General features: G+C 70.9%; 12 protein-coding genes. 8 read left to right on the top strand and 4 right to left on the bottom strand.

The genetic code is table 11. The features are described from left to right. Nucleotides 1–89: 89 nt before the first annotated feature. Nucleotides 90–2,576, top strand: a complete 2,487-nt coding sequence (locus tag RM1_RS20690; protein WP_143069449.1) for a LuxR family transcriptional regulator — start codon at nt 90–92, stop codon at nt 2,574–2,576. A gap of 6 nt (nt 2,577–2,582) precedes the next feature. On the opposite strand, the gene RM1_RS20685 is transcribed toward RM1_RS20690, so the two are convergent. Further along, nucleotides 2,583–5,177, bottom strand: a complete 2,595-nt coding sequence (locus RM1_RS20685) for a helix-turn-helix transcriptional regulator (protein WP_072753579.1) — start codon at nt 5,175–5,177, stop codon at nt 2,583–2,585. 206 nt (nt 5,178–5,383) lie between these two features. Between RM1_RS20685 and RM1_RS20680 the strand changes: the two genes are divergently transcribed. The 4 genes from RM1_RS20680 to RM1_RS20665 all read left to right on the top strand — a co-directional run bounded on the left by RM1_RS20680 (nt 5,384) and on the right by RM1_RS20665 (nt 9,258). Beyond that, a complete protein-coding gene (locus RM1_RS20680; RefSeq protein ID WP_072753608.1) occupies nt 5,384–5,995 on the top strand; it encodes a hypothetical protein in 612 nt (203 codons plus the stop codon). 160 nt (nt 5,996–6,155) lie between these two features. After that, nucleotides 6,156–6,800, top strand: coding sequence for a TetR/AcrR family transcriptional regulator (locus tag RM1_RS20675; RefSeq protein WP_072753578.1), 645 nt, complete (start codon nt 6,156–6,158; stop codon nt 6,798–6,800). A 2-nt stretch (nt 6,801–6,802) separates the two neighbouring features. After that, nucleotides 6,803–8,461, top strand: a complete 1,659-nt coding sequence (locus RM1_RS20670) for an FAD-binding dehydrogenase (RefSeq protein WP_245816519.1) — start codon at nt 6,803–6,805, stop codon at nt 8,459–8,461. Then, on the top strand, nt 8,458–9,258 hold the full coding sequence (locus RM1_RS20665) for an SDR family oxidoreductase (RefSeq protein WP_072753607.1): 801 nt from the start codon (nt 8,458–8,460) through the stop codon (nt 9,256–9,258). Before RM1_RS20670 ends, RM1_RS20665 begins: the two co-directional genes overlap by 4 nt. Nucleotides 9,259–9,310: 52 nt before the next feature. On the opposite strand, the gene RM1_RS20660 is transcribed toward RM1_RS20665, so the two are convergent. Beyond that, complete coding sequence (locus RM1_RS20660) at nt 9,311–9,880, bottom strand: TetR/AcrR family transcriptional regulator (RefSeq protein WP_072753576.1); 570 nt, start codon at nt 9,878–9,880, stop codon at nt 9,311–9,313. Between the two features lie 91 nt (nt 9,881–9,971). Between RM1_RS20660 and RM1_RS20655 the strand changes: the two genes are divergently transcribed. Further along, on the top strand, nt 9,972–10,400 hold the full coding sequence (locus tag RM1_RS20655; protein ID WP_072753575.1) for a nuclear transport factor 2 family protein: 429 nt from the start codon (nt 9,972–9,974) through the stop codon (nt 10,398–10,400). Beyond that, nucleotides 10,393–11,400 carry a zinc-dependent alcohol dehydrogenase family protein gene (locus tag RM1_RS20650; RefSeq protein WP_072753574.1) on the top strand — a complete coding sequence of 336 codons (1,008 nt, stop codon included), beginning with the start codon at nt 10,393–10,395 and terminating at the stop codon, nt 11,398–11,400. The genes RM1_RS20655 and RM1_RS20650 overlap by 8 nt, the downstream gene beginning before the upstream one ends. Here RM1_RS20650 and RM1_RS20645 read toward each other — a convergent pair. Together RM1_RS20645 and RM1_RS20640 are read right to left on the bottom strand one after the other, a co-directional pair. Then, nucleotides 11,390–11,785 carry a RidA family protein gene (locus RM1_RS20645; protein WP_072753573.1) on the bottom strand — a complete coding sequence of 132 codons (396 nt, stop codon included), beginning with the start codon at nt 11,783–11,785 and terminating at the stop codon, nt 11,390–11,392. The two genes, RM1_RS20650 and RM1_RS20645, sit on opposite strands and share 11 nt — an antisense overlap. A 41-nt stretch (nt 11,786–11,826) precedes the next feature. Continuing rightward, the gene (locus RM1_RS20640) at nt 11,827–12,861 is read right to left on the bottom strand and encodes an NADP-dependent oxidoreductase (RefSeq protein WP_072753572.1); all 1,035 of its coding nucleotides are present in this window, start codon (nt 12,859–12,861) and stop codon (nt 11,827–11,829) included. 171 nt (nt 12,862–13,032) lie between these two features. Here RM1_RS20640 and RM1_RS20635 point away from each other — a divergent pair. Next, nucleotides 13,033–13,897 (top strand): AfsR/SARP family transcriptional regulator (locus RM1_RS20635; RefSeq protein WP_174562983.1); only part of this gene is annotated, 865 nt, incomplete at its 3' end.

Here is a 13,897-nt window from a genome sequence, read left to right as displayed (position 1 = left end):
ATTCCCCCATGGTCCTTCGGTGGCCATTGATACCGCGGGGGGACGAGATCGGTGCCTCCTCCCGGGGACCGTCACGCGGTGTCGTGATCGTGGGCCCCACCGGGGCCGGGAAGACGACGCTGGCGCGCACCATCGCATCGAGTGCGCGTCCCACCCGGCTCTGGGCCGCAGGCTCGGAGTCGACCCGCCGGATCCCGCTCGGTGCCTTTGCCCACCTGATCGAGATCGACGCGACAGTGGACCCGGCCACGGCGTTCGCGAACGCCCGCTCGACACTGGGCGGCCGGGGTGACACCGCCCTCATCGTGGACGACGCCGATCTGCTCGACCCGTTGTCCGCCGCCCTGGTCGGCCGGCTCCTCGAGGACGGCGACGTCCACCTGGTCGTGACCGTCGGCAGCGTGGAGACCGGCCCGGACCCCGCGATCGTCGCCGATGGGCTGCTCGATCGCATCGACCTCGCCCCCTTCGCTCGAGACGAGGCCTATCGCGTGCTCGAGTCCGCTCTGGACGGGCCGCTGGACCGGGTCAGCGCGCAGTGGATGTGGGAGATTTCGGAGGGCAATCCGCTGTACTTGAGGCACCTCGTCGAGGGTTCCTGGGAATCCGGATTGCTGTTCCAGATCGGTGGCGTCTGGCAGCTCGAATCCCGCCCGGTGATGACCGACGAGCTGGCCACGCTGCTCGTGTCGCGACTGCCGACGGCGGACCAGGAGGTGATGGACGTGTTGTGGCTGCTGGCCTTCGCAGGCGACCTCGACGTGGGGGTGCTCGCCCGCGCCGCGTCGCGCGATGCGGTGGCCGAGGCGCGGCGCGGTGGGCACCTGTGGATCGGCTCGGATGCGACCCCGCGCGTGGTGCGGCTGCGCCATCCGATCGTGGGCGAGGCGCTCCGCGAGCGAACGCCCGTGCTCGCCGCGCGCAGTCTGCGGGGGCGGTTGGTGCGCGCCCTCGCCGCGGGCCCGACGGCTGGTGAGGAGCTCCGGATGGCGACCCTCGCACTGGACGCCGACGTCGACCTGGATGCCGCACTCCTTGTCGACGCGTCCGAACGTGCGCTCGCGCTGTGTGACTACCCGCTCGCGGAACGACTGGCGCAGGCGGCGCTGCTCGGCGGCTGCGGGCTGAGGGCCGCGGTGGTCCTCGCGCGGGCGATGACGTGGCAGGGCAGGGCAGGGGAGGCCGATGTGCTGCTCGGCACGTTCGACCCCGTCGCGGTGCCGGAGTACGAACGTCTCGCCTGGGGGTTGTGGCGTGCGACCACCTACTTCTTCGACAACAGGCAGGATGCGGCCCGGCGTGAGCTGGACGGGCTGCGGGAACACGCGACCAGTCGCGATGGGCTGGAGGTGCTGTCGTCGGCGGACGTGACCTTCGACTTCTTCGCCAACAACGTGCCGCGTTCGATCGAGCTGACGCGCACGCTCTTCGGGGCGGAGAACACCTCGGCGCTGGCGATGAGTTTCGCCGCCTCCACGGGCGGTTTCGCCCTGGCCAGGGCCGGCCACACCGATGAGGTGCCCGACATCGTGGAACGCGGGGTGGCGGCGGCGACCGGAACCGGGTTCCTGTTGGGGCGCATGCAGATCGGCGTGGCCGAGGTGTCGGCGGCGACCCTGTCCGGCAACCTCGCCGGTGTCCTCGAGATGCTCGATCGCTACTCGATCGCCACTCCTCCCGGGCGCTCGAGATGGGTGGTGGACGGATACATCCACGGCCTCGCGTACCTGGCCACCGGCCGGGTCGCGGCGGCGGAGGAGCACTTTCGGCGCGGCCGCGCCGCCGCCGTCAACGGTGGCCCACGAATGTGGGTCGTGCTGTGCTCGATCGGCCTGTGCCAGGCGCTCGGCGCGCAGGGCCGAACCGAGCAGGCGATCGAGGCCCTCGATTACGCGGAGGAGTCCTTCGGCGAGCACCTCGCGACGTTCGGACCGGATCTGTCACACGCGAGGGCCTGGATCGTGGCTGGCTGCGGGGAGCACCGCGAGGCGATCAGGGTGGCACGCGACGCCGCCGTCCTGGCCCGAGAGGGATCGATGTTCGGGATCGAGGCGATGGCCCTGCACACCGCCGTCCGGTTCGGGGATCGGTCGGCGACCGCACGGCTGCGCCGTCTGATGCGCCTCGTCGACGGCCCGTTCGTCCGGGTCGCCTCCGCGCACGCACACGCATTGCGGAACCGCGATGGTCATGGATTGGACAGTGTCGCAGCCGAGTTCGAGGCCATGTCCGCGAATCTGCTGGCGGCCGACGCCGCCGCTCAGGCCGCGATGGAGCACAACCGGTGTGGGGACAGTCTCGGTGAACGGCGGTCTGCGGCCACGGCTCGGCGGCTGGCCGCCGAGTGCCCAGGCGCGCGCACTCCGGCGTTGAGCGTGCTCGAGAATCCCATGGCCCTGACCGGGCGGGAACGCGTCGTCGCCGCCCTCGTTGCCACCGGCATGACCAATCGGGAGATCGCGGAGCGGCTGACACTGTCCGTGCGGACGGTGGAGGGGCACGTGCACCGTGTGCTCGCGAAACTCGGCGTCGATGATCGAGAAGCCCTGGTGGACAGGCAGTATCGGCGGGACTGAGTTCCGCTATGGGGTGGTCTCCATGAGAATCGTGTCGGCCAGGCTCTCGCGATCCGGCACCTCGAGCTTCATGTAGATGTGATAGATGTGCCCCTCGATGGTGCGCGTGGACACCTCCAGCCGATCCGCGATCTCGTGGTTCGTCAACTTGGCGGCAGCGAGCACGGCGACCTCGTGTTCACGCGGGGTCAGCGGAAGCGGTCCGGCGGCGGCGCGGATCGCCGGGGTCTGTGCGTCGCCGCACAGGCGGGCGAGGGTGTAGGCCCGGGTGGATGCCCGTAACTCGGCGCGCCGATCGCCCGCTCGACGGTAGGCCGCCGCGGACTGGGCGTAGGCGTCCGCCGCAAGCAGCCTCGAGCCACGGTGGTCGAACTGGGATGCGGCAGAAAGTAGCCCGTCCCCATCCGCCGCTTCGGCGGCAACCGCCTGCGCGGTCATCGGGGCGATCAAGTCCCCGTCCACCACGTTCGCGAGCGCCCTCAAGCGCGCGCCGCAGGCGCGATCGCCGAACCGGACGGCGGAGTGCATCGCCTCGGCCTCGACGGCATGCAGCCCGTGTCGACTCGCCTGGTCCGCGGCGCGACGGGCCAGTCCGATGGCGCGACCGAGATCACCCGATGCGGCCGCGAGCCAGGCCCGGGTGATGCCGAGATCGGCACCGTAGAGCACCGTGCTCTCCCCGTGCGCGTCCTCCGCGCGTGCGGCCGCCGCGACCCCGTCGGATGGTCGTCCCAGCAGCGCCAGGCACTGGGCCAGAAGGAGGTTGGCGAGGACCCGCCACTCGGGGTCCGTTCGCCCCAGGCCCGAGACCGCTTCCTCGAGTCTCGCCTTGCACTCGTGCAGCCGGCCCCTGGCCAGCTCGAGCTTTCCGAGCAGTGCGCTCATGCCGTACCAGGTATCGTCGTGGTTTCGTGCCAGCTCCAGGTACCGCCGCGCGCAGAGCTCGGCCGGTCCGAACTCACCGGTGTAGGTCAGCGCGAGCATCTCACCCTGCCCTATGGCGAATCGCAGTGCGGACGTGTCCCATCGGGTGAGTCCGTCCGTCTGGCGCGACCATTGCGGCACCTCGCTCCCGCGACCCATCAGGCTCAGCGCGAGACAACCCGCGCTCGCCGCCCACATCCGGGCCGCGGGTGGGACGCGCCCCGCGTCGCGGATCCGCTCGACGACCTGAACTGCGGCGCAGGTGTGTCCGAGACGGACGTCGATGGCGGCGCGCGCCGCGTCCAGGCACTGGCGGCTCGCCGGTGTGGTGACCCGCCTGCGGGTCGCGGCGAGGAGGTCGGTCGCGCGATCGCCGGAGCCCAGGTTCCGGTACAGGTTTCCGGCCCGGAGCATCGCCCACAGGACCAGGTCCGGCTCGGCCATGCGGGTGGGGTCGAGGGTGGCCAGGAGTTCCTCGGCCTCCGCGGCCCGGCCCGTCCCGGCCGACGCGGCGGCGCGGACCAGGTGGGCCTCGAGGCCGCCGCCATCGGTCACGGCAGCGCGGGCCAGCCCGACCGCCCTGTCGAAGGCGCAGAGTGCGATGGCGTCCGCGGCCGCCGCGGTGAGCTCGCGGGCACCGGCCGGACGGTCGCTGCCAAGCGAGAGTTCCGCGGCCCGGATACGTTCGGCCGGGTCGGGCGCGCCGGTGAGCCGGGCCGCGAGCTCGCCCCTGATCCGGCGGGCCGTCGGATCGTCCACACACTCGCGGATCACGTCGCCGAGGAACGGATACGCCAGCCGCGCCACCACGGTCCGGCCCTCCGCGGCGAACCGGACCAGCCCGGTGCGCTCGGCGCCCAACATCGACACGTGCTTGGCCAGGTCGCCGAGAACCGCCAGCGTCATGGGCTCACCGAAGGCGACCAACGCGACGGCCCTACGGGTGCCAGGAGGTGACTGGAGCCATCGTTCGCGGAAGTGCCGGGCCAACTCGGCGGTGACGGCGGGGTCCTCGCGGAGCTGCCAGATCCCGTGCGCACGGCGCAGGTGGCCGGCGGCCAGCGAACCCTCGACCAGGCGCCGCAGGTGCAGGGGGTTGCCCCCGGTGGTCGCCGCGATGTGATCGACCGTTCGGCTCTCCACCGGCCCGCCGAGCGCGGTTGCGAGCACGGTCTCTGTCTCGGCGCGATCGAAACAGCCGAGGGTGACCCTGCCGAGTCCGCGGTCCTTCCACAACGCCGTGACCGCATCGGGCGTCGGCTCGCCCGACCGGATCGCCACGACGAGCGTCGGGGATCGAGCGGTCGCGAGTTGGTTGAGCAGGGCAGCGGACAATGGGTCCAGCAGGTGGGCGTCGTCGACGATGATCGAGCCGCCCGTCAGTTCCTCGCTCAGGCCGCGGCTCATGTCGGACAGCAGGGCCGCCAGTGTCCACGGGGAGGTCGCGTCGACCAGGCGGCGGACCGCCCCGAACGGTCTGTTCCTGGAGGCCGCCGTGCCGGTGATCCACCGGACCGGGCGTGGCAGGGCGGCTGCACAGGACGTGACGAGGGTGGTTTTCCCGGTGCCGGTGACGCCCTCGACGAGAACGCCGCGGGAACCGTCGGTCGATCCCACGGCTTCGGCGATCGCGGCGGATTCCGCCCGCCGTTCGATCACCGGCCAGGCCAGGTTCACATCGTGAATTCTAGTCCCGGTCGTTGCGATCCCGAGGGCCCGATCCGGTCCATGGCCGCCCTTGCGTCCGGCGGGGGCCGGGCGAAGGATTGAACCCGTAGTGGCCGCCGCGCGGGCCGGGTGGTGCCCGCCGATCGGTGGACCGCGTCGGTCGGTCACCGTGATCCGTTGGGCCGGGGCCCATGCTCCGGCTCGAGGAGGCAGAGATGTTCATCCAAGTCGTCCAAGGAAGGGTGTCCGACGAGGAGGGTCTGCGCCGGTGCATGGACCGGTGGGCGGAAGAACTGCAGCCGGGGGCGACCGGCTTTCTGGGCTCGACCAGGGGAATGTCCGATGACGGGACGTTCATCGTTGTGGCACGGTTCGAGTCCGAGGAGGCGGCCCGCCGCAACAGCGAGCGCCCCGAGCAGGGCGCCTGGTGGGCCGAGACGGAGCGCTGCTTCGAGGGTCCTGTCTCGTTCATGGACTGCCCTGAGGTGACCGAGTGGCTCGGCGGCGGCTCGGACGATGCCGGATTCGTGCAGATCATGGAGGGCCACACCAGCGACGCGGCCCGGATGCGCGAGGTGCTGACGCAGGCAGGCGACCAGGTGCACCAGTTGCGCCCGGAGATCGTCGGCGGAACCCTCGCCACCGACGATGGTGGCGGGTACGTCGAGACCGTCTACTTCACGTCCGAAGCCGAGGCGCGCGCCCACGAGAAGATCGAGATCCCCGACGACCTGCGCTCGCTGTTCGAGGAGGAGGGCAGGCTGATGGGGGAGGTGTCGTACTTCGACCTGCACGAGCCGATGCTCGTCACCGCGCGGCGGAACTGACGAATCCGAACCGCAGACGAAAGCCCCCGGACCTGCCGGGGGCTTTCGTCTGCGGCCACCATCCGATTCCCGAGACGGGGCGCACTGGAACTGATACGGTTCCGCATCGGATGCAAAAATGTATCGAACTGTCCCGTGGTGTGTCGGGAAGGAGCGGCTGATGCGAGTGGACGGCACGGCCGGGTCCGCGACGCCAAAGCGTGTGACGAAACGCCGCATCCAGACGCGGGAGCGGCTGCTCGACGCCGCGCTGCTCGTCTTCGCCGATGAGGGCTTCGGGCGCTCGACGGTGGAACAGGTCTGCGAACGCGCCGGCTATACGCGCGGTGCCTTCTATTCGAACTTCGCCTCCCTCGACGAGCTGTTCCTGGCTATGTGGGAGCAGCGGTCGGCGCAGATGCTCATCGACGTCCGGGAGGCGGACGTCGCGACCCGCGCGAAGCAGCAGGGCCCGGTCACGCTCGAGGCGATGACTGCCGCGCTGCTCGAGGCCATCCCTGTCGACGACCGGTGGTACCGGATCACCGCGGAGTTCACCGCCCACGCCCTCAGGAACCCGTCGCTCAAGCGGGTGATGGCCGCGCGGGAGAACGCGATCCTGGCCACCATCCTGCCGCTCGTCGAGGCGGGCCTTGCCGGTGTCGGGCGGCGAGCGACGGATCCGCAAGCCCTCGGCCGGGCGTTGGTGGCCGTGCACGACGGGACCACCGTCCAATGCCTGATGGAACCAGAAAGTGACACCGTCCGCCGGGCGCGCACGAACCTGTTCGTGAGCGTGCTGCGCAACTACAGCGAGGAAGTGTGAATGTGAACGCCGATGTCATCGTGGTGGGGGCGGGCCTGGCCGGACTGGTGGCCACCCACGAGCTCGTGAAGGCCGGACGCCGGGTGCTGGTGATCGACCAGGAGAACCGCAACAACCTTGGTGGGCAGGCATTCTGGTCGCTCGGAGGCCTGTTCTTCGTCGATTCCCCCGAGCAGCGCAGGCTGGGGATCAAGGATTCCCACGAGCTGGCGCTGGCGGACTGGATGGGATCGGCCGGATTCGACCGCGAACGCGAGGATCACTGGCCGCGGCAGTGGGCGCGCGCCTACGTCGACTTCGCCGCGACCGAGAAGCGGGAGTACCTGCGTGAGCTCGGGCTCAAGGTCGTGCCGACCGTCGGGTGGGCCGAGCGTGGCGGCGGAAGCGCTGCCGGGCACGGCAACTCGGTGCCCCGGTTCCACCTCACCTGGGGCACCGGGCCGGAGGTCGTGCGCATCTTCGCCGAGCCGGTTCTCGAGGGCGAGAAGCGGGGCCTGGTCGACTTCGAGTTCCGGCATCAGGTCGACGAGCTGATCGTCGAGGACGGCGCGGTCGTCGGTGTCCGGGGGACCGTTCTGGAGCCGACGGATCTCGAGCGGGGCAAGGCGTCCTCGCGAACCGCCGTGGGCGAGTTCGAGTTCCGTGCCAAGGCGGTGATCGTCACGTCCGGCGGGATCGGCGGCAACCACGACCTGGTGCGCAAGAACTGGCCGACCGAGCGGGTCGGCCCTGCGCCGGAGACGATGATCTCGGGCGTGCCCGCGCACGTGGACGGCCGGATGCTGGCCATCACCGAGAACGCGGGCGGCAACATCGTCAACCGCGATCGCATGTGGCACTACACCGAGGGCATCGTCAACTGGGACCCGATCTGGCCGAACCACGCCATCCGCATCATCCCGGGCCCGTCGTCGCTGTGGCTCGACGCCACCGGGCACCGGCTACCCGCGCCGAACTTCCCCGGCTTCGACACGAATCAGACGATGAAGGCGATCCTCGCGACCGGGCACGACTACTCCTGGTACATCCTCACCCAGTCGATCATCGAGAAGGAGTTCGCGCTGTCGGGCTCCGAGCAGAATCCCGACGTCACAGGCAAGGACGTCAAGCTGCTGCTGCGCAGCCGGCTGGCCAAGGGGGCGCCCGGTCCGGTCGAGGCGTTCAAGCAGCACGGCGTCGACTTCGTGGTGGCGGACAACCTGCGCGAGCTGGTCGACGGGATGAACAAGATCGCCCGTGGCCCGCAGCTCGACTTCGATCAGGTCGAGGGTGAGGTCCTCGCCCGAGATCGCCAGTTCGACAACAAGTTCGGCAAGGACCTGCAGCGGATGGCGATCACCAACGCGCGGCAGTATCGCAGCGACAAGCTCACCAGGGTCGCCAAGCCGCACCGGCTGCTCGACCCCGAGCACGGACCGCTGATCGCGGTGCGCCTGAACATCCTCACCCGCAAGACCCTCGGTGGGCTCGAGACCAACCTGGACTCGCAGGTGATCCGCGCCGACGGCGAGCCGTTCGACGGGCTGTACGCGGCGGGCGAGGTCGCCGGCTTCGGCGGCGGCGGGGTGCACGGCTACAACGCCCTCGAGGGGACCTTCCTCGGCGGATGCATCTTCTCCGGCCGCGCGGCGGGCCGGGCGCTGGCGCGGGAGCTCGCGTGACCGGTACGCGCACCGCACTGGTGACCGGGGCGTCCTCCGGTATCGGTGCGGCGGTGGCGAAAGCTCTTGTCGGCCGGGGGTATCGGGTGTTCGGCACGAGCAGGAACCCCTCGTCGATCGGCGACCCCATCGCCGGCGTCGAGTACCTGGCCCTCGACCTGACCGACCCGGCGAGCATCGAGGCGTGCGCCGCCGCGGCGGGCGAGGTGGACGTCCTGGTCAACAACGCCGGGGAGAGTCAGAGCGGGCCGATCGAGGAGCTTCCGATGGAGGCGGTCGAGCGGCTCTTCCAGACCAACGTCTTCGGCGCGGTCCGGCTCACCCAGCTCGTGCTGCCCGGGATGCGTGCGCGCGGGTACGGGCGGGTCGTCATGGTCGGCTCGATGCTGGCCAGTTTCCCGCTGGCCTACCGCTCGTCCTATGTCGCCACCAAGGCGGCGATCAAGGGCTTCGCGACCGCGGCCAGGCGGGAGGTCGCGCCCTACGGCGTCGGGATCACCACGGTGGAGCCGGGGTCGATCAGCACCGGCATCGGCGAGCGCCGCACCCACTACCTCGCCGACGGATCGCCGTACACGGACGAGTACCGGACCATGATCGCCGCGCTCGACGCCAACGAGCGCGCGGGCATCACCGGGCAGAAGGTGGCCGAGACCGTCGTGAAGGCGATCGAGGCCGACCGGCCCAAGCAGCTCTACGCGGTGGGCAGCAACGCCCCGGTGACCTTCGCCCTGCGCCGCGTGCTGCCGCGGACGATGGTCGAGAAGCTGGTGGCGCGCCGCCACGGATTGCGCTGAGCCGCAGCCCGTCACGGCGGTTCGACTGCCGTGACGGGGGCGAGCGGCGGTTCTAGCGCGGGACGTCGAGGATCTGCCCGGCCAGCTCGCGGGCGGAGGCCGCGGGGTCGGTGTCGGGCCGGGTGACCCCGGCCGCAAGCGTGCCGTCGATGAGCAGCAGGAACTGATCGGCCGCGTGCGCGGGCCGCGGGTGCCCGAGGGCGACGAACTCCGCTTCGAGGAGACAGTGCACGCGCTCGCGGTAGGCGCGGGTGACGGCGTGCCCTGGATGGTCGGGGTCGGCCAGCGCCAGGTCGGCGGCGAGGTAGCGGCACCCTCGGAAGCCGGGCTGGGCGATGACCTCGGCGAGCCTGTCGAGGATGGCCAGCAGGCGATCGCGCGGGTTCTCGCCCGCGGCGCGCATCGTCCGCTGGTAGTCGGCCTCGTCCTCGGCGGTGCTGCGCTCGAGCACTGCAGCGATCAGCCCGTCCTTGCCGCCGAAGTGCTCGTACAGGGAACGCCGCGCCACGCTTGCGGACTTGAGGAGCGTGTCGACGCCGACGCCCATGCCGTGGCTGTAGGTCAGCTCCTGGGCGGCGTCCAGCAGGCGCTCTCGTGGCCCGGGTGCGGTGCGGGTGCTCATGAGGCCAGCCTTCCAGGTGTTGACGGGTAGATCAACCGTTCTATATATTTCGAGGAGACCGAACGTTCTATCTACTGATGGGATTGTCACCATGTCGCTCCGCACCACCACCGATGTCATCGATCTCTTCAACCGAGCCTTCATCGACGCCGACCCCGGGCTGCTCACCGACCTGATCGGCGAGGACTGCGTGATGGAGTCGGTCCAGCCTGCCCCGATCGGGGAGCGCGTCGAGGGCCGCGCGGCCTGCCTGGCCTGGTGGGGAGCGCTCGTGGCGGACCGCACCACCCAGTTCCGGCCCCAGGAGGTGGTGGTGGCCGGGGACCGGGCGACGATCCGCTGGCGGTACCGCTTCGGCGACGGCCCCGCCGACTGGGTGGAGGGCGTGAACCTCATGCGGGTCCGCGACGGTCTGATCGTAGAGGCGCTCGGCTACAGCAAGACCGCGGGCGAGGTTCCGCTTGCCACCGACACCGACACCACCGACACCGGAATCCGAAGGGAGAACGCCGATGCGTAGCTATCACGTCGACGAGGGCGCCGGGATCGACGGCCTGAGGATCCGGCAGCACGAGGTCCCGGTTCCCGGCCAGGGGCAGGTCCTGGTCGCGGTGCGCGCAGTCTCGCTCAGTTACCGCGAGCTGTTGGTGCTGCGCGGCACGTATGTGCTGCCCGTGAAGCCGGACGTGGTGCCGGTGTCGGACGGGGCGGGCGAGGTCGTCGCGGTCGGACCGGGGGTCCGCGCGGCCCGGATCGGTGACCGCGTCGCGGCCACCCTGTTCCCGAGCTGGCAGGACGGGCCGTTCGGGGCCGAACACCTGCCGCAGCGGGGCGGCTCGCTGGACGGCATGCTCACCGAGTTCGTGGTGCTCGGCGAGGACGAGTTCGTGCCGATCCCCGATCACCTGTCCTTCGAGGAGGCGGCGACACTGCCCTGCGTCGCGGTCACCGCGTGGAACGCCCTGACCGGCGACGGGATCGGCCTGCGTGCCGGGGAGACCGTGGTCGTGCAGGGATCGGGCGGGGTGTCGCTGTTCGCGCTCCAGTTCGCGAAGGCGCTCGGCGCCAGGGTGATCGCCACCACCAGCGGCCCGGCCAAGGCCGCCCGCCTGGCCGAGTTCGGTGCCGACGCGGTCATCGACTATCGGGCAACGCCCGACTGGGCGAGCGAGGTCAGGGACCTGACCGGCGGGCGAGGCGCCGACCGCGTCGTCGACGTCACCGGATTCCTGGAGCAGTCACTCATGGCGGTGGCGACAGCGGGTCACGTCGCCTGCGTGGGCTTCGTCTCCGACAACGCACCGCCGCCCCTCGATGCTCGGGTGTTGTTCGCCTCCGGTGCCACGGTGCGCGCCGTCGCGGTCGGCAGCCGCGCGCAGTTCCTCGCGATGAACCGCGTCATCGAGGCGAACCGGATCCGCCCGGTCATCGACCGCGTGTTCGCCTTCGACGAGGCCCCCGACGCCTACCGTCACTACGCCTCGGGCGCGGCCTTGGGAAAGGTGGTGGTCAGTCTGTGACCGCCACGGCGTCGATCTCGAACTGCATGTCCGGGAGGGCGAGCGCGGCCACCCCGGTCAGTGTCTGGGTCGGCGGCCGGTCACCCCAGATCTCGCCGATCAGCCTGGCGATGATCGCGAGCTTGTCGGCGTCGTGGTCGACGATGTGGGTGCGGAGCGCGACGACGTGGCGGAAGTCGAGGCCCACCGCCGAGAGCGCGGTCCGCAGGTTCGCCAGCGACCGCTCGACCTGGTCGGTGAAATCGGGTGAGGTGACATGGCCGTCGGCGTCGGAGGCGTACTGGCCGGCGATGAACACCAGATCCCCGCGCGTGCGGGCGACGTGGCTGTAGCCGAATCCGACCGGGTCGTGCAGGTTCTCGGGGTTGATGAGGGAGAGGGACATCGCAGGGTTCCTTTCGTGGGAGTTGGCAGGCGAGGGCCGGCTCAGGCGCCGAGGCGGACGAGCATCTTGCCGGTGTTGGCCCCGCGCAGCACGCCGAGAAAGGCGTCCGGGGCCTGTTCGAGACCGTCCACGACGGTCTCCTCGGTGCGCAGCGTCCCGTCGGCGAGCCAGCCCGCGGCCAGGGGGATGTACTCCGGGAACAGGTGGAAGTACGAGCCGATCAGCATGCCCCGCAGTGTCAGTTCCTTCGCGGCGGCCTGAAACAGGTTGGTGGGACCGGGAGTGGGCGCGGTGTCGTTGTATGTGCTGATCGCGCCGACCAGGGCGACCCGGCCGCCGACGCGTGCCGCCCCTATGGCTGCCTCGAGATGATCTCCGCCGACACTGTCGAGGTAGACGTCGATTCCCTCGGGGGCGTAGTCGGCGAGTCGCTCGCCCAACCGGCCGTTCCGGTAGTCGATGGCGGCGTCGTAACCGAAGTCGGCGATCAGCTTCTTCGTCTTGATCGGACCGCCCGCCGATCCGATCACCTTGACGGCGCCCAACTTCCGTGCGATCTGGCCGGCAACCGACCCGACGGCCCCTGCGGCCGCGGAGACGAAGACGACGTCGCCCTCCCGCACCGGTGCGACCTCGGTCAGGGCGGCGTACGCGGTCAGGCCGGTCGTGCCGAGCACCCCGAGGTAGGCCTGGGCGGGCGCGATCGCGGTGTCGATGACGGTGGCGTCGGCCGCGTCCAGAACTGCGTACTCGCGCCACCCGAGGAAGTGGGTCACCGTCGCGCCGACGGGGATCGTCTCCGACCGCGAGGCAACGACCTCACCGACCGCACTGCCGTCCATGGCGGCGCCCAGCTGGAACGGCGGGATGTAGGACTCGGCCGCGTCCATGCGGCCCCGCATGTACGGATCGACGGACATCCAGGTGTTGCGGACCAGGATCTGGCCCTCTCCCGGCCGGGGCATGGCGACCTCGACGAGTTCGAAGTTGTCCGGCCCTGGCTCGCCGACCGGGCGGGACGCGAGGCGGATCTCGCGGCCGGTGATCGGGGTGGCGGCGGTCTGGTTCGCGGTCATGAGTTCTCTTCTCGGGGTCGGTGGTCGGTTCACAGTCGAGGTGGTGGTCGGTTCCTCCGGCCTCGCTGGAAACCACTGTGCCGACGGGCGCGCACGAACAGCGCACGGTTCGCTGGGGGGGTCATGCACGGTGAACCGTGAGAGGCCCGACCGCTGGGTTACTGTGGCCGAATGCGTTTCGGGGTACTCGGTCCGCTCGCGGTGTGGACCGCCGACGGCGCCTCGGTGCGGGTCCCCGAGGTGAAGGTTCGTGCCCTGTTGGCGGACCTGTTGGTGCATCACGGACGGCCGGTGACGGCCGCGCGGCTGGCCGACGACCTGTGGGGTGGGGACCTCCCCGGTAACCCGACGAACACCCTGCAGACCAAGGTCTCCCAGCTGCGCCGGGCCCTCGAAGGCGCGGAGCCGGGCGGCCGGGACCTGGTTGGATACAGCCCGCCCGGCTACCTGCTGCGGGTCGAGGCGGACGCCGTGGACGCGGGCCAGTTCGTCACGCTGACCGCGCGGGCACGCGCAGCCGTCGATGCGCGCGAGCGGGCCGCGCTGCTCGCGGAGGCGCTGGCGCTGTGGCGGGGACCCGCCTATGTCGACTTCGCCGACGAGGGATTCGCGCGCGAGGCTGCCACCCGCCTGGATGAACTGCGGCTGACCGCCCTCGAGGACCACGCCGAGGCCCGCCTCGAGCTCGGCGAGCACGACCTGCTGGCCGACGAGCTGGGGCCGTCGGTCGCCGCCAATCCGCTGCGGGAGCGCCTCCGTGCCGCCCAGGTCCGGGCCCTGTACCGGGCCGGCAGGCAGAGCGAGGCGCTGGCGAGCTACGGGCAGTTGCGGGAGATCCTGGCCGAGGAGCTCGGTGTCGACCCCAGCCCGGACCTCGTCGCCCTCTACCACGCGATCCTGGACCAGGACCCGGGTCTTCACGCGGCGTCGACCGCCGGTCCGCGCGCCCGCGACAACCTGCCCGCCGCGCGCAACGACCTGATCGGCCGGGCCGGGGAGCTGGCCGAGACCTTGGATCGGCTCGCCGGCGCCGCCT

The sequence above is a fragment of the Rhodococcus maanshanensis NBRC 100610 genome (assembly GCF_001894865.1).
Classification (GTDB): Bacteria; Actinomycetota; Actinomycetes; order Mycobacteriales; family Mycobacteriaceae; genus Rhodococcus_G; species Rhodococcus_G maanshanensis.
This window is presented reverse-complemented; position numbering and strand designations above follow the sequence as displayed.

Excerpts from the sequence above, each read along its gene's own strand:
- RM1_RS20680 (WP_072753608.1), top strand. The coding sequence starts at position 5,384 with ATGTTCATCCAAGTCGTCCAAGGAAGGGTGTCCGACGAGGAGGGTCTG.
- RM1_RS20675 (WP_072753578.1), top strand. The coding sequence starts at position 6,156 with ATGCGAGTGGACGGCACGGCCGGGTCCGCGACGCCAAAGCGTGTGACG.
- RM1_RS20660 (WP_072753576.1), bottom strand. The coding sequence starts at position 9,880 with ATGAGCACCCGCACCGCACCCGGGCCACGAGAGCGCCTGCTGGACGCC.
- RM1_RS20655 (WP_072753575.1), top strand. The coding sequence starts at position 9,972 with ATGTCGCTCCGCACCACCACCGATGTCATCGATCTCTTCAACCGAGCC.
- RM1_RS20650 (WP_072753574.1), top strand. The coding sequence starts at position 10,393 with ATGCGTAGCTATCACGTCGACGAGGGCGCCGGGATCGACGGCCTGAGG.
- RM1_RS20645 (WP_072753573.1), bottom strand. The coding sequence starts at position 11,785 with ATGTCCCTCTCCCTCATCAACCCCGAGAACCTGCACGACCCGGTCGGA.
- RM1_RS20640 (WP_072753572.1), bottom strand. The coding sequence starts at position 12,861 with ATGACCGCGAACCAGACCGCCGCCACCCCGATCACCGGCCGCGAGATC.